Raw genomic sequence first — 19263 nt, 5'->3', positions numbered from 1 at the left:
GGTCACCCCGCCGGGAGGACGACCACCTCGGACGGGGTGAACGACACCGCGATCCGCTCGCCCACGGTCGGGGCGCCGGCCAGACCGCATTCGGCCTCCAGCTCCGGGCCCGCCTCCGGGCGCAGCCGCAGCGCCACGTGGGTGCCGCGGAAGGTGCGGGCGAGCACCTCGCAGCGCAGGCCCGCGGCGGCGAGCACCACGCCTGCCGGCCGGATCAGTATCCGCCGCTCGCCCTCCGGAGACCCGGCCGGCACCAGGACCTTGCCCCATGCCGTCGCGGCGGCCCCGCCCGACACCGTCGCCGGGATCACGTTCTCGAAGCCGAGGAACCGCGCCACGAACTCCGAGGCCGGCCGCTGCCAGACCTCCAGCGGGGTCCCGGCCTGCGCGATCCGCCCGTCCCGCATCACCACCACCCGGTCGGCCAGGGCGAACGCCTCGCCCTGGTCGTGGGTGACGGCCAGCACCGTGGTGCCGAGCCGGGAGAACAGCCCCCGCAGCTCCACCACCAGCCGCTCGCGCAGTCCGCGGTCCAGCTGTCCCAGCGGTTCGTCCAGCATGAGCAGCCGCGGCGAGGGGGCCAGTGCCCGGGCCAGGGCGACCCGCTGCTGCTCACCGCCCGACAGGGAGGACACCGGCCGGCCCTGGGCCCCGGGGAGCCCGACCAGCTCGAGCAGTTCCGCGACCCGGGCTTCGTACGAGCGGCCCGACGAGCGGCCCGGCGAACGCCCGGCACCCCGCATGCGCAGGCCGAAGCCGACGTTCCCGCCCACGTCCCGGTGCGGGAACAGCTGGTGGTCCTGGAACATCAGGCCGACCCCGCGCCGGTGCACGGGCACCCGTGCCTGGTCCGCACCGCCCAGCAGGACCCGCCCGCCGGAGACCGGCTGGAGTCCGGCGACGACCCGCAGCAGCGTGGACTTGCCGCTCCCGCTCGGCCCGAGCACGCATACGGTCTCGTGCTCGGCGACCTGCAGGTCCACCGCGTCGACGACGGCACGCTCGCCGAAGCGGACCGACACCCCGGCCAGTTCGAGCAACGTCATCAGAACTCTCCTGAGGTCTTGTCGGGGCGCAGTCGCTCCAGCACCAGCAGGGACACCGCGCACACCAGCATCAGAATCGTGCTCAGGGCCATCGCCTGCCCGTAGTTGAGCTCACCGGCCCGCCCCAGCAGCCGCGCCACGGCCACCGGCAGCGTCGGACGGTCGGGCCGCGCGATGAACACCGTCGCGCCGAACTCCCCCAGCGAGACGGCGAAGGCGAACCCGGCCGCGATCAGCAGCGCCCGCCGCACCAGCGGCAGGTCCACCTCCCGCCAGGCGCGCAGCGGGGACGCCCCGAGCACGGCGGCGGCCTCGCGGAGCCGTCCGTCCACGGCGCGCAGCACCGGCAGCATGGTCCGTACGACGAACGGCACGCCCACCAGCGCCTGGGCCAGCGGCACCAGGATCCACGAGGTCCGCAGATCCAGCGGCGGCTCGTCCAGGGTGATCAGGAAGCCGAATCCGACGGTCACCGCCGACACCCCCAGCGGAAGCATCAGCAGCGCATCGAAGCCGCGCACGAACCGCCCCGCGCGCCGGGTCAGTGCCGCGGCCGCGAGCCCCCCGATCACGAGGGCGATGGCGGTGGCGGCGAGCGCGTACTGGAGGGAGTTCCAGATCGCCTCCAGCGGTGGCACCAGAAACGTTCCGCCGCCGGCACCCGCGTCCTGGAGCGCCCGGTAGAAGCCGAACCCGTACCCGCCGGGCGCGTCGAGGGAGCGCTCCACCAGCACCGCCAGCGGGGCCACGATCAGCAGCGCCACCGTCAGCAGCACCCCGCCCAGCAGGGCGAGCTGCCCCGGCCCGCTCGGCCGGTGCGCGGTCCGCGCGGGGTCCACGAGCCGCAGGGCGGTCTCCCGCCTGCGCACGGTCCAGGCGTGGACGGCGAGGATCAGGCCGACCGCCACGAACTGGACCATCGTGAGGACGGCGGCCGTCGCCAGGTCCAGCAGCTGCGCGGTCTGCCGGTAGACCTCCACCTCGAGGGTGGCGTACGAGGGCCCGCCCAGGATCTGCACGACGCCGAAGGAGGTGAAGGTGAACAGGAACACCATCAGCGAGGCCGCGGCCACCGCCGGCCCGAGCGCGGGCAGCGTCACCCGCCACCAGGCGGCGAACCGCCCGGCGCCCAGCACGCGGGCGGCTTCCTCCTGGCGCGGGTCCAACTGCGCCCACAGCCCGCCGACCGTCCGTACGACGACGGCGTAGTTGAAGAAGACGTGCGCGAGCAGGATCGCCCACACGGTGGTGTCCAGCCGCACGCCCCACAGCTCGTCCAGCAGTCCGCCCCGCCCGACCAGCGCCAGGAAGGCGGTGCCGACCACCACGGTCGGCAGCACGAACGGGACGGTGACCACCGCCCGCAGCAGCTGCTTGCCGGGGAACTCGAAGCGCGCGAAGACGTACGCGCCGGGGAGTGCGATCAGCAGCGTGAGCGCCGTGGACGCGCACGCCTGCCAGGTCGTGAACCAGAGCACCTCGGCGATGTCGGGCCGGGTGAGCACTTCGCCGATCCGGCCGAACTGCCAGCCGGCCTCGGTCTTGATCCCGCGGCCGACGATCGCGGCGACGGGATAGGCGAAGAACAGCCCGAAGAAGGCGAGCGGTACGGCCATCAGGGCGAGCCTGACGGCCGTACCGCGTACGCCCTCCTTCACGGGAGTGCTCTCGCGTCCTACTTCACGACGAGCGAGGACCATGCCTTGACCCACTGCTCACGGTTCTTGGCGATGGTCTCCGGAGCCACGTTCTCCGGCTTCTCGATGACCACGCCGTGCTTCGTGAACAGCTCCGGCAGCTTCGCGTCCTTGACCACCGGGTTCACGAACATCTGGAGCGGCATGTCCTCCTGGAACTTCTTGCTCACCAGGAAGTCGAGGAGCGCCTTGCCGCCCTCCTCGTTCTTCGCTCCCTTGAGCAGGCCCGCGAACTCGACCTGGCGGAAGCAGGTGCCGGTGGAGACGCCCGTGGGCGCCTCGGCCGGCTGCGGCTCGCCGTACATGACCTCGGCCGGCGGGCTGGAGGCGTAGGAGACGACCAGCGGGCGGTCGCCCTTGGCCTTCTTGCCGCCCGCGGAGCCCGAGAAGCGCTCGTTGTAGGCCTGTTCCCAGCCGTCGACGACCTCGACGCCGTTGGCCTTGAGCTTGCTCCAGTAGTCCTTCCAGCCGTCCTCGCCGTACTTGCCGACGGAGGCGAGCAGGAAGCCGAGGCCCGGCGAGGAGGTCGCCGCGTTCTCGGTGACCAGCAGGTTCTTGTACTCCGGCTTGATCAGGTCGTCCAGCGTCTGCGGCGGGGCGAGCTTCTTGTCGGCGAAGTACGCCTTGTCGTAGTTGACGCAGATGTCGCCGGAGTCGACCGGGGTGACCCGGTGCTCCTTGTCGAGCACGTACTCCGGCTTCACCTCGGCCAGGCCCTTGGCCTCGTACGGCGTGAAGATCCCGTTGTCGAGGGCGCGCGAGAGGAGCGTGTTGTCCACACCGAAGAAGACGTCGCCGCGGGGGGAGCCCTTGGTGAGGATCTCCTGGTTGAGGGCGGCGCCCGCGTCCCCGGACTTCAGGACCTTGACGGTGTAGCCGCTCTGCTGCTCGAACTCCTTGAGGACCGTGTCGGTCACGTTGAAGGAGTCGTGGGACACGAGCGTGACCGTCTTGGACTTCGGCGCCTCGCTCGCGCCGGACTTGTCCTTGGCATCGCCGCCGCCGCATGCACTGAGCGTGGCGACGCCGACCGCGGCCGCGAGTGCTGCGCCCGCGAACTTCTTGGTGGTGCTCACTGGTGATTCCTCCTGGGATGACCAGGAGAAGACGCGGCCCTGCCCGGCGCTCAGTGCGAGCGGTCGCCGGGCAGGGCGCAACAGCTTGAGTGATGACCGAACTTCCTACCCCGAATGACCGGGGCGAGGTTCAGAGGGTCTGCGGATGACGGTTACCGCACTCTCAGCGCTGTGGCGCTCCCCTGTCGGAATATGCGATTGGTTCGGCCACAGGGTACCCCGCGGCCGAACCGAGGCGGAGAAAACCGCAGGCTAGCGCTCCGAGGCAGCCAGCTGGCCGCACGCGCCGTCGATCTCCTGACCGCGGGTGTCACGGACGGTCACCGGCACGCCGTGGCGGGCGATGGCCTCGACGAAGGCCTTCTCGTCCTCGGGGCGCGAGGCGGTCCACTTCGAGCCCGGCGTCGGGTTCAGCGGGATCAGGTTGACGTGGACACGCTTGCCCTTGAGCAGCCGGCCGAGGAGGTCGCCGCGCCAGGCCTGGTCGTTGATGTCGCGGATCAGCGCGTACTCGATGGAGATCCGGCGGCCGGACTTCTCGGCGTACTCCCAGGCCGCGTCGAGGACCTCGCGGACATTCCAGCGGGTGTTCACGGGGACGAGGGTGTCGCGCAGCTCGTCGTCCGGGGCGTGCAGCGAGACCGCGAGGCGGCACTTGAAGCCCTCGTCGGCGAACCGCAGCATCGCCGGAACCAGGCCGACGGTGGAGACGGTGATGCCGCGCTGCGACAGGCCCAGGCCGTCGGGCTCGGGGTCGGTGAGGCGGCGGATCGCGCCGACGACCCGCTTGTAGTTGGCCAGCGGCTCGCCCATGCCCATGAAGACGATGTTGGACAGCCGGGCCGGCCCGCCGGGGACCTCGCCGTCGCGCAGCGCGCGCATGCCGTCGACGATCTGGTGGACGATCTCGGCGGTGGACAGGTTGCGGTCCAGGCCCGCCTGGCCGGTGGCGCAGAACGGGCAGTTCATGCCGCACCCGGCCTGCGAGGAGATGCACATGGTGACCCGGTCGGGGTAGCGCATCAGCACGGACTCGACGAGCGTGCCGTCGTGCAGCTTCCACAGGGTCTTGCGGGTGGTGTCGTCGTCGCACGAGATGTGCCGGATGACGTTCATCAGCTCGGGCAGAAGCTCCTGCTGGAGCTTCTCGCGGGAGCCCGCCGGAATGTCGGTCCACTCGGCCGGGTCGTGCGCGTACCGGGCGAAGTAGTGCTGCGAGAGCTGCTTGGCCCGGAAGGGCTTCTCACCGATCGCGGCGACCGCCTCGCGCCGCTCCTCGGGCGTGAGGTCGGCGAGATGCCGGGGCGGCTTCTTGGCTCCGCGAGGGGCGACGAAGGTGAGCTCTCCCGGGACAGGGCGGGCCATGGCTGGTACTCCTCGTAAGACGAAAGGCGCGCCGCAGAAGCAGCGCGCCTTTCAAGAGTAACCGCCCGGACCCACCCAAAGCCTTCGGATGTACGACGTCCCGGCTCAGCGGGATCCCCTGGTGAACCACCCGCCGGGCGGAACCCGCGGAGGCCGGTGTCAGCCCGTGCCGACGAACGCCGCCAGCAGCAGCCACACCACCGGGGCGGTCGGCAGCAGGGAGTCGAGCCGGTCCATGATGCCGCCGTGGCCAGGCAGCAGCGTGCCCATGTCCTTGATGCCCAGGTCCCGCTTGATCATCGACTCGCCGAGGTCGCCCAGCGTGGCGCTGACCGCGACGGCGAGACCGAGCAGCAGGCCCTGCCACCAGGCGCCCCCGTCGATCAGGAACTCCATGCACAGCGCGCCGGCCGCCATCGCGAAGGCCACCGCGCCGAACAGCCCCTCGCGGGTCTTGCCGGGGCTGATGCGCGGCGCCAGCTTGGTCTTGCCGAAGCGCCAGCCCACCGCGTAGGCCCCGGTGTCGCTGACCACGGTCAGGACCAGGAAGGTGACCACCCGCTGCGGGCCGTCGTCGGCGGTGAGCAGCATCGCGACGAAGGTGGCCAGGAAGGGCACGTAGAACGCCGCGAAGATGCCTGCGGTGACGTCCTTGAGGTAGTCCTCGGGCGGTTCGGTCATCCGCCAGACCAGGACCGCCAGCGAGGTCAGGGCCATGGCAACCCAGGCGCCCTCGGCCCCCCGGACGTAACCGGCGATGACCATGGCGGCGCCGCCGACCGCGAGCGGGACGAGCGGCGCCTTGATGCCCTTCTTCTCCTGGAGCCGGGAGGTGAGCTCCCACAGGCCCACGACGACCGCGACGACGATGACGCCGACGAAGACCGCCTTCACGATGAACAGCGAAGCGAAGATCACCGCACCGAGGCCGACACCGACCCCTATGGCGGCACGCAGGTCTCGCCCCGCCCGCTTCTTCGGCGGCGGGGGCGAGGCGTCCTGCGGTGCCTGCGAGGGCGGAGGCGGGGGGCTGGGCATGGGCTCCTGCGGCGGCATCTCGGCGCGGATCGGGTGGCCGCCGTCGGCGGCGGCCCCCCGATCGCGTGCTTCCCGGTCGTCGAAGTCACGGCCGGCGGCATCGGGCACGATGGGCATGGGCCGAGTGTGCGGGCCCACCAGCGCATCGTATGCGGGACCCGCCGGAACCGGCTCCGTGGCCCAGGGAGAGTCGTTCATCAGACTTCGAGGAGCTCGGCTTCCTTGTGCTTGAGCAGCTCGTCCACCTGCGCGACGTACTTCGCGGTGGTGTCGTCGAGCTCCTTCTCCGCGCGGCGCACCTCGTCCTCGCCGGACTCCTTGTCCTTGACGAGCTTGTCGAGGGCGTCCTTCGCCTTGCGGCGGATCGAGCGGATCGAGACCTTGGAGTCCTCGGCCTTGGTGCGCGCGACCTTGATGTACTCCTTGCGGCGGTCCTGCGTCAGCTCGGGGAAGGTCACCCGGATGATACTGCCGTCGTTGCTGGGGTTGACGCCCAGGTCGGAGTCCCGGATGGCCTGCTCGATGTTGCGCAGGGCGCTCTTGTCGAACGGGGTCACGATCGCCATGCGCGGCTCGGGCACCGAGAAGGACGCGAGCTGGTTGATGGGGGTGATGGCGCCGTAGTAGTCCGCCACGATCTTGTTGAACATCGCCGGGTGCGCACGACCGGTGCGGATCGCCGCAAAGTCTTCCTTGGCGACGACGACGGCCTTCTCCATCTTCTCCTCGGCCTCGAGGAGGATTTCTTCGATCACCACGTGCTCCTGCATGTCAGATTTGGATGGTTCAGGCGGGCGGGGCGGGCTCGGCCCAGTGGGGCCGGGCCCGGCGTCGGGACGCTCAGGCCCGGGTGCCCTGGTCGCTCACGAGCGTGCCGATCTTCTCACCCTTGACGGCGCGGGCGATATTGCCCTCGGCGAGCAGCTCGAAGACCAGGATCGGCAGCTTGTTGTCGCGGCACAGCGTGATGGCGGTGGCGTCGGCGACCTTGAGGTCGCGGGACAGCACCTCGCTGTACTCGAGCGCGTCGAACTTCACCGCGTCGGGGTTCTTCTTCGGGTCGGAGTCGTAGACCCCGTCGACGCCGTTCTTGCCCATGAGCAGGGCCTCGGCGTCGATCTCCAGGGCGCGCTGGGCCGCCGTGGTGTCGGTGGAGAAGTACGGCATGCCCATGCCGGCGCCGAAGATGACGACGCGGCCCTTCTCCAGGTGCCGTACGGCGCGCAGCGGGATGTACGGCTCCGCGACCTGGCCCATGGTGATGGCGGTCTGCACGCGGGAGTCGATGCCTTCCTTCTCCAGGAAGTCCTGGAGGGCGAGGCAGTTCATGACGGTGCCGAGCATGCCCATGTAGTCGGACCGCGCACGGTCCATGCCGCGCTGCTGCAGTTCGGCGCCGCGGAAGAAGTTGCCGCCGCCGATCACGACGGCGATCTCCGCGCCGTCACGGACCACCGCGCCGATTTCTCGCGCGATGGCATGGACGACGTCGGGGTCGACGCCCAGTCCTCCACCACCGGAGAAGGCTTCGCCCGACAGCTTCAGCATGAAGCGGCGGCCCTTCTTCCCGTGGTCGCTCTTGTCGTCGGAAGCGGTGTGGGGGTCCACGCCCTGATTCATGGAGATCTCCTCGTGCACATACGAAGAAGGCCATTGCCGGTGGGTCCTCGCGGTTCCCTCTACGGCAATGGCCTCCTCGTCAGATCTGCGGTCGCTGCGCGCGTGCGCGGACGACTGCTTCAGACCCTATCGGGGTCCGGTGTCCGTCGTTGTACGGACGGACTCAGATGCCGACCTTGATGCGCGAGAAGCGCTTCAGGGTGACACCAGCCTCGTCCAGAACCTTCTGGACGGACTTCTTGTTGTCCAGCGCGTACGGCTGGCCGAGGAGGGTGGCCTCCTTGAAGAAGCCGTTGACGCGACCCTCGACGATCTTGGCGATGGCAGCCTCGGGCTTGCCCTCCGCGCGGGTGACCTCTTCGGCGATGCGACGCTCGGACTCGACCTTCTCGGCCGGGACGTCCTCGGCGGACAGCCACTGCGGGGCGAACGCGGCGATGTGCTGCGCGATGCCGCGGGCGACCTCGGCGTTCTCCTTGTCGAGCTCGACCAGGACACCGATCTGGAACGGCAGGTCGGGCATCGTGCGGTGCATGTACGCCGTGACGTAACCGCCGGTGAACTGCGCGAAGCGGTCCAGGACGATCTTCTCGCCGAGGTTCGCGTTCGCCTCGTCCACGAACGCCTGGACGGTCTTGCCGGCCTCGATCTCGGACGCGAGCAGCGCCTCGATGTCGGCGGGGGAGGTGGCGGCGACGTGGGCGGCCAGCTGGTTGGCGACGGCCAGGAACTTCTCGCCCTTGGCGACGAAGTCCGTCTCGCACTTCAGCTCGACGATGACACCGGAGGTGTTGTCGTCGGCGATGAGGGAGACGACGGCACCGTTCTCGGCAGAACGGCCCTCGCGCTTGGCGACGCCCTTCTGACCCTTGATACGGAGCGCTTCCATGGCCTTGTCGACGTCACCGTCGGAGTCGACCAGCGCGTTCTTGCAGTCCATCATGCCGGCGCCGGTGAGCTCGCGGAGCTTCTTGACGTCAGCGGCGGTGTAGTTCGCCATGAGTCTGTGATTCTCTCTCGAAGTCGTAGATCTACGGGTGAACGGCGGAGGCGCCGCGCCCCAGGCGCGGCTCCCCCGCCGTCATCGTCCGTGCTGCGAGTGCCCGGCGCGTGAACGCCGGGCGCTCTCAGTGGGTCAGGCCTGCTCGGCGTCGGCGGCCGGGGCCTCGACAGCCTCGACGGCCGGGGCAGCCTCGGCGTCGGCGGCCGGGGCAGCGGCCTCGGCCGGGGCGGCCTCGGCGTCGTCGGCCTTCTTCTCGCCCTCGAGCAGGTCGCGCTCCCACTCGGCGAGCGGCTCGGCGGCGGCCTTCTCGCCCGGCTTCGAGTCGCCGGTCGCAGCGCCGGAGCGGGCGATGAGGCCCTCGGCGACGGCGTCGGCGATCACGCGGGTGAGCAGGGTGACGGAGCGGATCGCGTCGTCGTTGCCCGGGATCTTGTAGTCGACCTCGTCGGGGTCGCAGTTGGTGTCGAGGATCGCGACGACCGGGATGTGGAGCTTGCGCGCCTCACCGACGGCGATGTGCTCCTTCTTGGTGTCGACGATCCAGACGGCGCTGGGGACCTTCGACATCTCGCGGATACCACCGAGGGTCTTCTCCAGCTTGGTCTTCTCGCGGGAGAGGACCAGGAGCTCCTTCTTGGTGAGACCCGAGGCGGCGACGTCCTCGAAGTCGATCGCCTCAAGCTCCTTCAGACGCTGAAGGCGCTTGTAGACGGTGGAGAAGTTGGTGAGCATGCCACCCAGCCAGCGCTGGTTGACGTACGGCATACCAACGCGCGTCGCCTGCTCGGCGATGGCCTCCTGGGCCTGCTTCTTGGTACCGACGAACATGATGGAACCGCCGTGGGCGACGGTCTCCTTCACGAACTCGTAGGCGCGGTCGATGTACGACAGCGACTGGAGCAGGTCGATGATGTAGATGCCGTTGCGCTCGGTGAAGATGAAGCGCTTCATCTTCGGGTTCCAGCGACGGGTCTGGTGACCGAAGTGGACGCCGCTTTCCAGCAGCTCCCGCATCGTTACGACGGCCATGGCCATCTCCTTGGTTTCTCGGTTTGGTTCCTGACGCCCCACCGCGCCCTGCCCCCGACGAGGGGACCGAGAGGCGCTTTCACCCGGCCTGAGCGGCTGGTGCTGGGGCGTGCGAAGTCGACCCGGTGACCCGGATCGCCGTAAGAAGTGTACGGGACCGGGCGGTATGCCAGGTGACGCCGTTGTCCACACCCGGCCGCCTGTCCACAGGCCCGGTCACCCCGCGCGAGGCCGCGGCAACCTGGACGGCATGACGACACTGCTGCTCACGCTGCTGCTGACCCTGGCCCAGACACTCGCACCGGGGGCCCGTCCGCTTCCGCCCCCACTGGTGGTGGCCCGCTGGTGGGACCCGCCCCCGACCCCGTACGCGGCGGGGCACCGCGGGGTGGATCTGGCCGCCCCGGTGGGTACGGAGCTCCGCGCGGTCGGTCCGGGCCGGGTGCACTACGCAGGCCTGGTCGCCGGCCGCGGCGTCCTCTCCCTCACGCTCCCGGGGGGCCTGCGCACCACGTACGAGCCGGTGCGGCCCCTGGTCGCGGAGGGCGAGGAGGTCACGGCGGGCCAGGTGGTCGCCGTCCTCACGGAAGGCACGCACTGCGGGATGCCCTGCCTCCACTGGGGCCTCCTGTCAGGCGCCACCTACCTGAACCCCCTGACCCTCCTCCCCCGCCCCACTCCAAGACTCCTGCCGCTCGGGGCGACGGGCGGCTGAGGCGGGGGAGGGAGCCACCGGGACCTCAGCCGCGCACGCCCCGCAGCGCCATGGCCACGGCCGCCTCCGTCACGACGGAGGGCTCCTCGGCGGCGCCGAGCTCGATGCGCCGGACCGCGGCATCGACCACACCTTGCAGCAGCATCGCGGCAAGCCGGGGCTGCTCGTGCCCGAGGGCTCCGAGCGCCTCCACGATCATGGCCACGAGTCCCCCGTGCGCAGCACGGATCTTCTCCCTCGCCCCGGCGTCCAGCTCACTGGCCGAGATCGCGACCACCGCCCGGTGCCGCCGGTCCCCGACCAGCCCCAGCTGGCTCCGCACGTAGGCCTCGACCTTCGCCTCCGGCGACTGCGCCCGCTCCATCGCCGCCTCGATCTCGGCGGCCCAGACGGGGAAGTCCACCGCGCACAGCTCTTCGACCACGGCCGCGCGGGAGCGGAAGTACTCGTACACGGAGGACCGGGCAAGGCCCGTGCGCTCCGCCAGGGCGGGGAAGGTCAGCGCTTCCGTCCCGCCCTCGGACAACAGGGAGCGCGCAGCGTCCAGCAGGGCGCCGCGCTGCATCGACCGGTGCTCGGCCACGGAGGCCGCTCGAATCCTGGGCACGCATCCACTCTACGGAGGTGCCGCAAGCTCACCGGCCGACATCCGCCAGCTTGGCCCGCAGCTGGAGCACCGACTTGGTGTGGATCTGACTGACCCGGCTCTCGGTGACGCCCAGTACGTTGCCGATCTCGGCCAGCGTGAGGCCCTCGTAGTAGTAGAGCGTCACCACGGTCTTCTCACGCTCCGGCAGGGTGTTGATGGCCCGGGCCAGGAGCCTGCGCAGCTCGCGGTCCTCGGCCACCTCGACCGGGTTGTCGGCGGCGGTGTCCTCCAGGGTGTCCATCAGCGAGAGGCGGTCGCCGCCCTCCCCTCCGACGTGCAGCAGCTCCTCCAGGGCGACCACGTTGGCGAGGGACAACTGACTGAACACGGTGTGGAGTTCCTCCACACCGATGCCCATCTCGCCGGCGACCTCGTGCTCGGTCGGGGTGCGGCGCAGCTGGGCCTCGAGCGTGGCGTAGGCCCGCTCCACGGCCCGCGCCTTCTGCCGGACCGAGCGCGGGATCCAGTCCAGCGCCCGCAGCTCGTCGATCATCGCGCCCCGGATTCGGGTGATCGCGTACGTCTCGAACTTGATGGACCGGTCGATGTCGAACTTCTCGATGGCGTCGATCAGTCCGAAGACCCCGGAGGAGACGAAGTCGGCCTGTTCCACATTGGGCGGCAGGCCCACGCTGACCCGGCCGGCCACGTACTTCACCAGGGGCGAGTAGTGCAGGATCAGCTGCTCCCGCAGCCGCTCGTCACCGTTCTCCTTGTACGAGCGCCAGAGCACCTCGAGGGACGAGGGCGCGGTGGTCCGCACGCCGCCGCGGGCAGCGGGGGGCACCGCAGCGCGGTCAGACCCTGAGGTGTGCTGGGGCATGCTTCGCCTTTGCCGGAGCCGGAATCCTTGGGAGCGTAGCGTGACGGAAGTGTCGCGGTGCGCGAAGAGTACGGGATCGCGCACGGGCACCGGGGCGTCCTGACTCGCGCGGGCGACCCGGGACCGGCGCCTGGCGCTCGGCCCCGGCGGCTGCCACCGGGAAGACCGCGTCTCTCATCGGCTTCACTCTTTCACCGGAACACCCCAGGTCAACGACCGCCTCGCCGGGTGCCACCGGTTTGTGTGCCTCCTTCAGGTGATTGTGTGGTCAACTGCCAGCCCTCGCCCTGCCGTTCGACGAACCCCAGAGAGTGAAGTTCGTACAGTCTGCCGATGACTTCATCGGTGCCGGTGCCCGAGGCGAGTGCCACCTCGTCCGCGTGCGCGAGGCGGCCTGCCGGGAGGGCTTCGAGCACGCGGGCGGTGTCCCGGTCCAGGAGGTCCCGGGCGAGCACCGGGCCGCGGCGCTCGGGAGCCAGTTCGCCCATGCCGCCGACCAGCTCGACCACTTCGGCGGCGTCCGTGACGAGCACGGCCTCGCCGCGCAGCAGTTCGTGCACTCCGCCCGAGAGCCCGCTGGTGGCCGGTCCGGGGATGCCCATGGTGAACCGCCCGAGCTGCTGGGCCCGCCGGGCCGTGACCAGCGAGCCGCTGCGGTGAGCCGCCTCGACCACCACGGTGCCCCGGGTGAGTGCGGCGATGACCCGGTTGCGCAGGACGAACCGGCTGGGGGTCGGGTGGCTGCCGGGCGGCAGCTCCCCCAGCACGAGCCCCTGGCCGGCGATCCGGTCGAGCAGCCCGGAATGGCCGCGGGGATAGGCGATGTCCACCCCGCAGGCGAGCACCGCGGCCGTGGCGCCGCCCGAGGCGAGGGCCCCGCGGTGGGCCGCGGCGTCGACCCCGTACGCCGCCCCGGAGACCACCACCCAGCCCCGCTCCGCGAGCCCGGCGGCCAGCGTCTGCGCCATGTGTGCGCCGTACGGGGTGCAGGCCCGGGCCCCGACCACGGCGACGGAGCGCAGGGCCCAGGTCCGCAGGTCCGGTCTGCCCCGCAGCCAGAGCCCGACGGGCCTGGCGTCGCCGAGGTCGTCCAGCTGGGTCGGCCACTGCGCCGTGCCGGGGCAGATGAACCGGCCGCCGCTGCGGGCGGCGGTCGCCAGGTCCCGCCGCGGATCGGCGAGCACCGCCCGTCTGCGGTATCCGGCGAGCCGCTGCTCCCCCACCCCGGCCAGGGCCGCCGCCTCGGCGTCAGGGCCGGTCAGCAGCCGTATCAGCCCGACGGCGCCGTGTTCGCGCAGCCATCGCCCGCCGTGCTCGTCGCCGGGCTCCAGCACCCGGGTCAGCGCGGCCCGGGCCAGCAGCTCCGGATCGGGCCCGGCAGCTCTCTCGGGCCCGGCCGCCGGCCCGGACCCGTCGGCGGCGCTCATGACCCGGCCCCCATGGCCAGGGCCGCCCCGCGGGCGATCCCGGTCCGCAGTTCCAGGGCGACGGCCACGTCCAGCCTCTCCGGGCGGTCCCGGCCCCGCAGGTCGGCCACGGTCCAGGCGACCCGCAGCACCCGGTCCAGCCCGCGGGCGGTGAGCAGTCCGCGCTCCAGGTCCCGCTCGGCCTGCGCCAGCGCCCCGGGGACCGCCTGCCAGCGGGTCCGCAGCTCGTGCCCGGGCACCTCGGCGTTGAGCCGCCACGGGGTGTCGGCGAGCCGGGCCGCGGCGCGGTCCCTGGCCTCGCGCACCCGGTCGGCGACGACGGCCGTGGCCTCCCCGCGGCCGCCGTGCCCCAGCAGGTCGGAGCGGGTGACCGGCTCGACCTCCACCCGCAGGTCCACCCGGTCCAGCAGCGGCCCGGACAGCCGCGCCTGGTAGCGCCGGATCACCGAGGCCGGGCATTCGCAGCCGGCGCCGAGCAGGGTGTGCCGCCCGCAGGGGCAGGGGTTCGCCGCGAGCACCATCAGGAATCCGGCCGGAAGCCGCACCACCCCGGCGGCCCGGGCGATGACCACGTGCCCCGATTCGAGGGGCTGGCGCAGCGCGTCGAGTGCTTTGGTGCTGAACTCGGCGGCCTCGTCCAGGAAGAGCACCCCCCGGTGGGCCAGGGAGACGGCCCCGGGCCGGGGCACCCCCGCTCCGCCGCCGACCAGGGACTGCATGGTCGCCGAATGGTGGGGCGCGCAGTAAGGGGGCCGGGCGACCAGCGGTTCGCCGGGCGGCAGGATCCCGGCGACCGAGTGGACGGCCGTGACCTCCAGGGAGTCCTGCCGCGAGAGCGGCGGCAGGATCCAGGGGATCCGCTCGGCCAGCATCGTCTTGCCGGCTCCCGGGGGCCCGCTGAGGAAGAGGTGGTGGCCGCCGGAGGTCGCCACCTCCAGGGCCCGGCGGGCGCCGTGCTGCCCGGCGACGTCGGAGAGGTCGGGGAAGTCCGGGGCCTCCCCCTCCCCGCCCCGGCTCCGGGAGATCCCGGTGCCGAGTCCCGCACCCGGGACCACCAGCCCGGCCAGCATCGGGTCCGGCCGCCCCTGCAGATCCGGTGCTTCCTCCTCGGGGACCTCCCCATCGGTCAGGACCGCGATCAGCTGGCGCAGGCTGCGGACACCGAGCACGCAGACGTCGGGGACGAGCATGGCCTCGGCGGCGCACTGCTGCGGCACCACCACGTTGCGGTACCCGGCGTCCGACGCGGCGAGGACCGCCGGCAGGATGCCCCGGACGGGCCGCACCCGGCCGTCCAGGCCCAGTTCCCCGATGAGCACCAGGTCCGCGATCACGGCGGGGTCGACCACCTCGGCGGCGCCCAGCACCGCCGCCGCCACAGCCAGATCGAATCCCGCGCCCGATTTCGGTACGGAGGCGGGGCTGAGCCCGACGGTGAGCTTCTTCTGCGGCCATGCGGCACCCGAGTTCACGACGGCGGCCCGCACCCGGTCCCGGCTCTCGACCAGCGTCTTGTCGGGCAGCCCCACCAGGGTGAAGGCGGCGAGCCCGGGCTCCAGGTCCGCCTGGACCTCCACCACCACGCCGTCGACCCCCACCAGGGCGACCGAGCAGGCTCGTGCGAACCCCATCACGCCACCCCCCGGACGTGCTCCACCACGGGCGCACCGCGCCGCGGCAGCAGGACTCCCACGAGGTCGATGCGCACCCCGCCCGGGGGCGGTCCGCCGTGGTCGGCGAGCCAGCGCCCGGCGAGCCGGCGCAATCGCTCGGCCTTGCCCGGGCGGACGGCGGCCATGGGATGTTCGAACTCCCCCGACCGGCGCGTCTTGACCTCGCACACGACGAGGGCGTCCCCGTCCCGCGCGACGATGTCGATCTCCCCGCTGCGGCACCGCCAGTTCCGCGCGATCACGGTCATCCCGGCCTCGGCCAGCCGCCTCGCCGCGAGCTCCTCGCCGTACCGCCCCAATGCCTGCTGTGCCACGCCCTTCGCGTTCATCGGGCACCACCTCCGACGCCGACGATCCCGCGATCCCGCCCACCCTGTGGATCTTGGTGGACAGCCAGGGCATTGTGGACAACCCCCTCACTCCTGAGGGGGAATCCATGGCGGGACGCGCGAGGGAGCGCGCAGGCGGCGAAGGTCCGGGCGTCAGCTGCCCGGCAGCTCGAGGTCGCTCTTGTTGAGCTCCTCGATGTTCACGTCCTTGAAGGTCAGCACCCGCACCTGCTTCACGAAGCGGGCCGGCCGGTACATGTCCCACACCCAGGCGTCGGCCATCGTGACCTCGAAGAACACCTCCCCCTGGACCGAGTGCACCTGCATCTCGTAGTCGTTGGTGAGGTAGAACCGACGTTCGGTCTCGATCACGTACTTGAACAGCCCGACGACGTCGCGGTACTCGCGATAGAGCTTCAGCTCCATCTCGGTCTCGTACTTCTCGAGGTCCTCGGCGCTCATGGCATGTTCCCCTTCAGCCGTGCGTCCCCCTATTGTGCGCCAGGGCCGTGCGCCCCTAAACGATTTCCGGGGCCAGGACCACCGGCGCACCCGGAGGACCGTCGTCGAGCAGCGTACGGAGCAGCTCGGCGAGTCTGGTCGGGTACACCGTCTCACGGGCCGCGAGAAGTTCCTCGGAAGTCCACCACCTGGCACCGGTGACGCTGCGCCGCTCCAGCTCGGTGAGCCCGCCCATCTCGGTCCGCGTCCGGGTGGTCCGGGCCAGGTAGTACCACTCGTCCTGCTCCCAGCGCCGCCCGTCGAACGGGAAGGAGCAGTACCGGTGCCACAGCACCGGCCCCAGTTCCACCTCGGTGATCCCGGTCTCCTCGGCGAGCTCCCGCAGCGCGGCCTGCTCCCGGGTCTCGGCGCCCTCGAGCCCGCCGCCCGGGGTGAACCACCAGTGGTCCGCGGGGTCGTCCGGCTCGCAGCCGTGCAGCAGCAGGATCCGGTCCGAGGGGTCCAGCAGGATCACCCGTGACACCTTGCGGGGGCCGTGCTCGGCGGCCGTGTCAGCGGACACCGGCCGGCTCCCGCCGCCGCCCGCGTCCCAGGACCCGTACGAGAGGCCCGTACGCGGCCCCCAGCACCACCAGGGCGGCTCCGGCCGCCACCGCGGCCAGCTGGAGGGTCAGCGGCCCCGGCTGCGAGGTCCCGCCGGGCAGGGAGGCGTACGTGGCGGGCCGGTCGAGCATCGTCATCGAGGGCCAGGCGAGGGCGTCGACCCGGGCGCGTACGGCCGACCGGGCCACGGTGCCCTGGCCGGCCTCCTGGAGGTGGGCCCGGGAGTCGAGCGAGGCGGACCGCCGGTCGCCCAGCAGGAAGAGGTTGCCCTCGGGCACCTTCACCTCGAACGGCGTGTCGGAGGCCACGCCCAGACCCGTGCCCGCGGCCGCCGCTTCGGGCTTGGTGTGCTCGATGTAGGGCTCGTCGAGTTCCTTGCCGTTCACGGTGAGCCGGCCGCCTTCGCCACAGCACTTCACGGTGTCGCCGCCGATGCCGACGACCCGCTTGACCATGGGCGAGTCACTCCACATGGCATCAGTGAACACGACCACGTCGCCGCGCCGCACCTCACCGCCGTCGATCCGCTGCGCGAGCACCCGGTCCCCGGGCTTCACCGTCGGCATCATCGAGTCGGTCGGCACCGTGTACGGCTGGTAGACGAGCGCCCCCCACACGAAGGCGCCCAGGAAGAGCACAAAGCCGACGGCCACGGCGAGTCCCGACAGCACATGGCCGAGACCGCCGCGGCCGTCCTTGCCACCGCGTATACCTTCTGTACCGCTTGCCTGCGTTCCGCCCATTGCAGCGCCCCCACACTTCCGGGATCGACGACCTGGGCGGCACCCTACCTGCCGGTAGTCCCGTCGGTCAGCCTCCGCCGGCGCCACATCACGACCGGAACCGCGCCGACGAGGCCCAGCGCGGCCGGGCCGAGCCCGACCGGAGCCAGTCCGGCGGCCCCGAGACCCATCGCGGTCGCCTTGGTCTGGTTCCCGATGCCCGGCTGGTCGAACGTGTCCGGGACGGGCAGGGTGGCCCAGCGGGTGATCGGCCATGCCACCACCACGGCCCGCCCGACGACCTTGCCGACCGGCACGAAGCCCTGGGTGGAGTCCTGCATGTGGTAGCGGGAGTCCTGGGAGTTCTGCCGGTGGTCGCCCATCACCCAGATCTTGCCCTTGGGCACGGTGATCGGGCCGAACGGAGCATCGTCGCACGGGGTGTTGCCCGGGAAGATGTACGGCTCGTCCAGCGCCTTGCCGTTGACGATGACAGGTCCCCCCTTCTTGCACTCGACCGTGTCACCGCCGATGGCGATGGTCCGCTTGATCAGGTCCTTCTCGTCCGCGGACGGCATCAGGCCGATCTTGCTGAGGATCTGCTGCGCGAAGTTGGGCTCCGGGGTGGGCTCCCCGGCCAGCCAGCTCGCGGGGTCGTGGAAGACCACGACCTCGCCGCGCTCGGGCTCCGAGCCGAACCACGGGGTCAACTTGTCCACGAGCACCCGGTCGCCGCGCTGCAGGGTGTTCTGCATCGAGTCGGACGGGATCGAGAACGCCTGCACCAGGAAGGTCTTGATCAGCAGGGCCAGCAGCAGGGCGATGCCGATGAGGAGCGGAAGCTCCTTCCAGAACGAGCGGTGCGGGCGCGCCTCGGCACCACCGTCCTCGGCCTCGCGCTCGGCTTCGTCCGGCCGCTCCTCGCCTTCGTCGCGTCCGGATCGCGCGCCTACCGCCACATCCCCCACATCCACTCCTCACTCGCAAGTCGCCGCCCGTGCCGGATCGGGCACGGGCCCTCCCCTCCCTTAACGAGCGGGAGTTCCCTAGGGCGCGGGAGACCGAGGACACACTATGCGAACGGAGGACCACGACGGCGCCCACGACGGCCGCGTCGCCCCCTCGGCGCCGGATCGCGCACCGTTCGGAAGGTCGCGGGCTGTTCGAGCTTGCGCCAGTGGTCGAACGGCCAGGCGATGACGACGGCCTGGCCCACGACGCCCTTCTCGTCGATGGTGCCGTCGAAGGCCTCGTCGAGGTGGAAGCGGGAGTCGGCCGAATTCGCCCGGTGGTCGCCCATGACGAAGAGCCGGCCCGAGGGCACCTGCACCTCGAACCGGATTTCGGAGGGTGCGTTGCCGGGGCTCACGTACGGCTCTTCGAGCGGCGACCCGTTGACCGTGACGCGGCCCTTGGCGTCGCAGCACATGACGGTGTCTCCGCCGACGGCGATGACCCGCTTGATCAGGTCCTGTTCGTCGGCGGAGGGCAGCAGGCCGATGAAGGTCAGCGTCTCCTTGATCTGTTTGACGCCGACCGGGTCGGGAGCCGGGCGCGCGGACTCGCCCTTGAGCCAGCCGCCGGGGTCCTTGAACACGACGACGTCGCCGCGCTCGATCTTGGATCCGAACCACGGGGTCAGCTTGTCGACCAGTACCCGGTCGCCGATCCGGATCGTCTGCTCCATGGATCCGGACGGGATGAAGAAGGCCTGCACGAGGAAGGTCTTGAGGACGAGCGCTATGCACAGCGCCACGACGATCAGCAGCGGCACCTCGCCCACCCGGCGGGTACGCCTGCGCCGCCGGACCCGGCGGGCCAGCCGGCGCCGCTCGGCCCGGCCGCCCTCCGCCGCCACGGGTTGCGCCTTGGACCCTCGCCGGGACCCGGGCTCCCCCCCCCCCCGGGGCCGCGGGGCCCCGCCCGCCGCGGGCGCGGGGGGGGGCGCCCGCGCCGGGGCGGGCCCGCCCCGGGGGGGGGTGCGGC

20 protein-coding genes and 1 riboswitch are annotated in these 19263 nt (G+C 71.6%); of the genes, 1 reads left to right on the top strand and 19 read right to left on the bottom strand.

The features are described from left to right. Nucleotides 1–2 precede the first annotated feature (2 nt). The 9 genes from AB0I68_RS20405 to rpsB all read right to left on the bottom strand — a co-directional run bounded on the left by AB0I68_RS20405 (nucleotide 3) and on the right by rpsB (nucleotide 9874). A complete protein-coding gene (locus AB0I68_RS20405) occupies nucleotides 3–1046 on the bottom strand; it encodes an ABC transporter ATP-binding protein (RefSeq protein WP_363178729.1) in 1044 nt (347 codons plus the stop codon). Beyond that, entirely contained in the window at nucleotides 1046–2662 is a 1617-nt protein-coding gene (locus AB0I68_RS20400) for an iron ABC transporter permease (RefSeq protein ID WP_363178796.1), read from the bottom strand. The genes AB0I68_RS20405 and AB0I68_RS20400 overlap by 1 nt, the downstream gene beginning before the upstream one ends. A 59-nt stretch (nucleotides 2663–2721) precedes the next feature. Then, nucleotides 2722–3819 carry a thiamine ABC transporter substrate-binding protein gene (locus AB0I68_RS20395; RefSeq protein WP_363178728.1) on the bottom strand — a complete coding sequence of 366 codons (1098 nt, stop codon included), beginning with the start codon at nucleotides 3817–3819 and terminating at the stop codon, nucleotides 2722–2724. Nucleotides 3820–3903: 84 nt separating this feature from the next. After that, nucleotides 3904–4013: riboswitch (TPP riboswitch) on the bottom strand. A gap of 58 nt (nucleotides 4014–4071) precedes the next feature. Next, nucleotides 4072–5184 (bottom strand): 23S rRNA (adenine(2503)-C(2))-methyltransferase RlmN, encoded by a 1113-nt coding sequence (gene rlmN, locus AB0I68_RS20390; protein ID WP_363178726.1) that lies wholly within the window; start codon nucleotides 5182–5184, stop codon nucleotides 4072–4074. A gap of 159 nt (nucleotides 5185–5343) precedes the next feature. Further along, on the bottom strand, nucleotides 5344–6420 hold the full coding sequence (locus AB0I68_RS20385) for a phosphatidate cytidylyltransferase (protein ID WP_363178725.1): 1077 nt from the start codon (nucleotides 6418–6420) through the stop codon (nucleotides 5344–5346). Next, nucleotides 6420–6977: a ribosome recycling factor gene (frr, locus tag AB0I68_RS20380; RefSeq protein WP_363178724.1), complete on the bottom strand. Its 558-nt coding sequence runs from the start codon at nucleotides 6975–6977 to the stop codon at nucleotides 6420–6422. Before frr ends, AB0I68_RS20385 begins: the two co-directional genes overlap by 1 nt. An 85-nt stretch (nucleotides 6978–7062) precedes the next feature. After that, nucleotides 7063–7842, bottom strand: a complete 780-nt coding sequence (gene pyrH, locus AB0I68_RS20375) for a UMP kinase (RefSeq protein WP_363178723.1) — start codon at nucleotides 7840–7842, stop codon at nucleotides 7063–7065. Between the two features lie 163 nt (nucleotides 7843–8005). Continuing rightward, nucleotides 8006–8842, bottom strand: a complete 837-nt coding sequence (gene tsf, locus AB0I68_RS20370; protein WP_363178722.1) for a translation elongation factor Ts — start codon at nucleotides 8840–8842, stop codon at nucleotides 8006–8008. Between the two features lie 135 nt (nucleotides 8843–8977). Continuing rightward, complete coding sequence (rpsB, locus tag AB0I68_RS20365; protein ID WP_363178721.1) at nucleotides 8978–9874, bottom strand: 30S ribosomal protein S2; 897 nt, start codon at nucleotides 9872–9874, stop codon at nucleotides 8978–8980. Nucleotides 9875–10124: 250 nt separating this feature from the next. Between rpsB and AB0I68_RS20360 the strand changes: the two genes are divergently transcribed. Then, nucleotides 10125–10589, top strand: coding sequence for a M23 family metallopeptidase (locus AB0I68_RS20360; RefSeq protein ID WP_363178720.1), 465 nt, complete (start codon nucleotides 10125–10127; stop codon nucleotides 10587–10589). Nucleotides 10590–10614: 25 nt separating this feature from the next. On the opposite strand, the gene AB0I68_RS20355 is transcribed toward AB0I68_RS20360, so the two are convergent. The 10 genes from AB0I68_RS20355 to lepB (AB0I68_RS20310) all read right to left on the bottom strand — a co-directional run bounded on the left by AB0I68_RS20355 (nucleotide 10615) and on the right by lepB (AB0I68_RS20310) (nucleotide 19135). Beyond that, nucleotides 10615–11172: a helix-turn-helix domain-containing protein gene (locus AB0I68_RS20355; RefSeq protein WP_363178795.1), complete on the bottom strand. Its 558-nt coding sequence runs from the start codon at nucleotides 11170–11172 to the stop codon at nucleotides 10615–10617. Nucleotides 11173–11224: 52 nt separating this feature from the next. After that, complete coding sequence (gene whiG, locus AB0I68_RS20350; protein WP_363178719.1) at nucleotides 11225–12061, bottom strand: RNA polymerase sigma factor WhiG; 837 nt, start codon at nucleotides 12059–12061, stop codon at nucleotides 11225–11227. Between the two features lie 209 nt (nucleotides 12062–12270). Next, the gene (gene dprA / locus AB0I68_RS20345) at nucleotides 12271–13488 is read right to left on the bottom strand and encodes a DNA-processing protein DprA (RefSeq protein WP_363178718.1); all 1218 of its coding nucleotides are present in this window, start codon (nucleotides 13486–13488) and stop codon (nucleotides 12271–12273) included. Further along, the gene (locus AB0I68_RS20340; protein WP_363178716.1) at nucleotides 13485–15119 is read right to left on the bottom strand and encodes an ATP-binding protein; all 1635 of its coding nucleotides are present in this window, start codon (nucleotides 15117–15119) and stop codon (nucleotides 13485–13487) included. The genes dprA and AB0I68_RS20340 overlap by 4 nt, the downstream gene beginning before the upstream one ends. Beyond that, on the bottom strand, nucleotides 15119–15490 hold the full coding sequence (locus AB0I68_RS20335) for a YraN family protein (RefSeq protein ID WP_363178715.1): 372 nt from the start codon (nucleotides 15488–15490) through the stop codon (nucleotides 15119–15121). Before AB0I68_RS20335 ends, AB0I68_RS20340 begins: the two co-directional genes overlap by 1 nt. A gap of 153 nt (nucleotides 15491–15643) precedes the next feature. Continuing rightward, nucleotides 15644–15952, bottom strand: a complete 309-nt coding sequence (locus AB0I68_RS20330) for a DUF2469 domain-containing protein (RefSeq protein ID WP_006139554.1) — start codon at nucleotides 15950–15952, stop codon at nucleotides 15644–15646. Nucleotides 15953–16007: 55 nt separating this feature from the next. After that, the gene (locus tag AB0I68_RS20325) at nucleotides 16008–16514 is read right to left on the bottom strand and encodes an NUDIX hydrolase (RefSeq protein ID WP_363178714.1); all 507 of its coding nucleotides are present in this window, start codon (nucleotides 16512–16514) and stop codon (nucleotides 16008–16010) included. Further along, nucleotides 16504–17298 (bottom strand): signal peptidase I, encoded by a 795-nt coding sequence (gene lepB, locus AB0I68_RS20320; protein WP_363178713.1) that lies wholly within the window; start codon nucleotides 17296–17298, stop codon nucleotides 16504–16506. Before lepB (AB0I68_RS20320) ends, AB0I68_RS20325 begins: the two co-directional genes overlap by 11 nt. A gap of 44 nt (nucleotides 17299–17342) precedes the next feature. After that, on the bottom strand, nucleotides 17343–18236 hold the full coding sequence (gene lepB, locus AB0I68_RS20315; RefSeq protein ID WP_363178794.1) for a signal peptidase I: 894 nt from the start codon (nucleotides 18234–18236) through the stop codon (nucleotides 17343–17345). 113 nt (nucleotides 18237–18349) lie between these two features. Further along, nucleotides 18350–19135, bottom strand: coding sequence for a signal peptidase I (gene lepB / locus AB0I68_RS20310; protein WP_363178712.1), 786 nt, complete (start codon nucleotides 19133–19135; stop codon nucleotides 18350–18352). Nucleotides 19136–19263 lie beyond the last annotated feature (128 nt).

Origin of the sequence: Streptomyces sp. NPDC050448 (assembly GCF_040655295.1) — a bacterium.
In the GTDB taxonomy this organism is placed as follows: Bacteria; Actinomycetota; Actinomycetes; order Streptomycetales; family Streptomycetaceae; genus Streptomyces.
Note: the sequence above shows the minus strand (reverse complement) of the source record. Positions and strands in the feature narration are given on the sequence as shown.

Bases quoted from the DNA above. Each gene is read 5' to 3' on its own strand.
- AB0I68_RS20405 (WP_363178729.1), bottom strand. From the start codon at position 1,046: ATGACGTTGCTCGAACTGGCCGGGGTGTCGGTCCGCTTCGGCGAGCGT.
- AB0I68_RS20400 (WP_363178796.1), bottom strand. From the start codon at position 2,662: ATGGCCGTACCGCTCGCCTTCTTCGGGCTGTTCTTCGCCTATCCCGTC.
- tsf (WP_363178722.1), bottom strand. From the start codon at position 8,842: ATGGCGAACTACACCGCCGCTGACGTCAAGAAGCTCCGCGAGCTCACC.
- rpsB (WP_363178721.1), bottom strand. From the start codon at position 9,874: ATGGCCGTCGTAACGATGCGGGAGCTGCTGGAAAGCGGCGTCCACTTC.
- lepB (WP_363178713.1), bottom strand. From the start codon at position 17,298: ATGGGCGGAACGCAGGCAAGCGGTACAGAAGGTATACGCGGTGGCAAG.
- AB0I68_RS20335 (WP_363178715.1), bottom strand. From the start codon at position 15,490: ATGAACGCGAAGGGCGTGGCACAGCAGGCATTGGGGCGGTACGGCGAG.
- rlmN (WP_363178726.1), bottom strand. From the start codon at position 5,184: ATGGCCCGCCCTGTCCCGGGAGAGCTCACCTTCGTCGCCCCTCGCGGA.
- whiG (WP_363178719.1), bottom strand. From the start codon at position 12,061: ATGCCCCAGCACACCTCAGGGTCTGACCGCGCTGCGGTGCCCCCCGCT.
- pyrH (WP_363178723.1), bottom strand. From the start codon at position 7,842: ATGAATCAGGGCGTGGACCCCCACACCGCTTCCGACGACAAGAGCGAC.
- AB0I68_RS20340 (WP_363178716.1), bottom strand. From the start codon at position 15,119: ATGGGGTTCGCACGAGCCTGCTCGGTCGCCCTGGTGGGGGTCGACGGC.
- AB0I68_RS20330 (WP_006139554.1), bottom strand. From the start codon at position 15,952: ATGAGCGCCGAGGACCTCGAGAAGTACGAGACCGAGATGGAGCTGAAG.
- dprA (WP_363178718.1), bottom strand. From the start codon at position 13,488: ATGAGCGCCGCCGACGGGTCCGGGCCGGCGGCCGGGCCCGAGAGAGCT.
- AB0I68_RS20385 (WP_363178725.1), bottom strand. From the start codon at position 6,420: ATGAACGACTCTCCCTGGGCCACGGAGCCGGTTCCGGCGGGTCCCGCA.
- AB0I68_RS20360 (WP_363178720.1), top strand. From the start codon at position 10,125: ATGACGACACTGCTGCTCACGCTGCTGCTGACCCTGGCCCAGACACTC.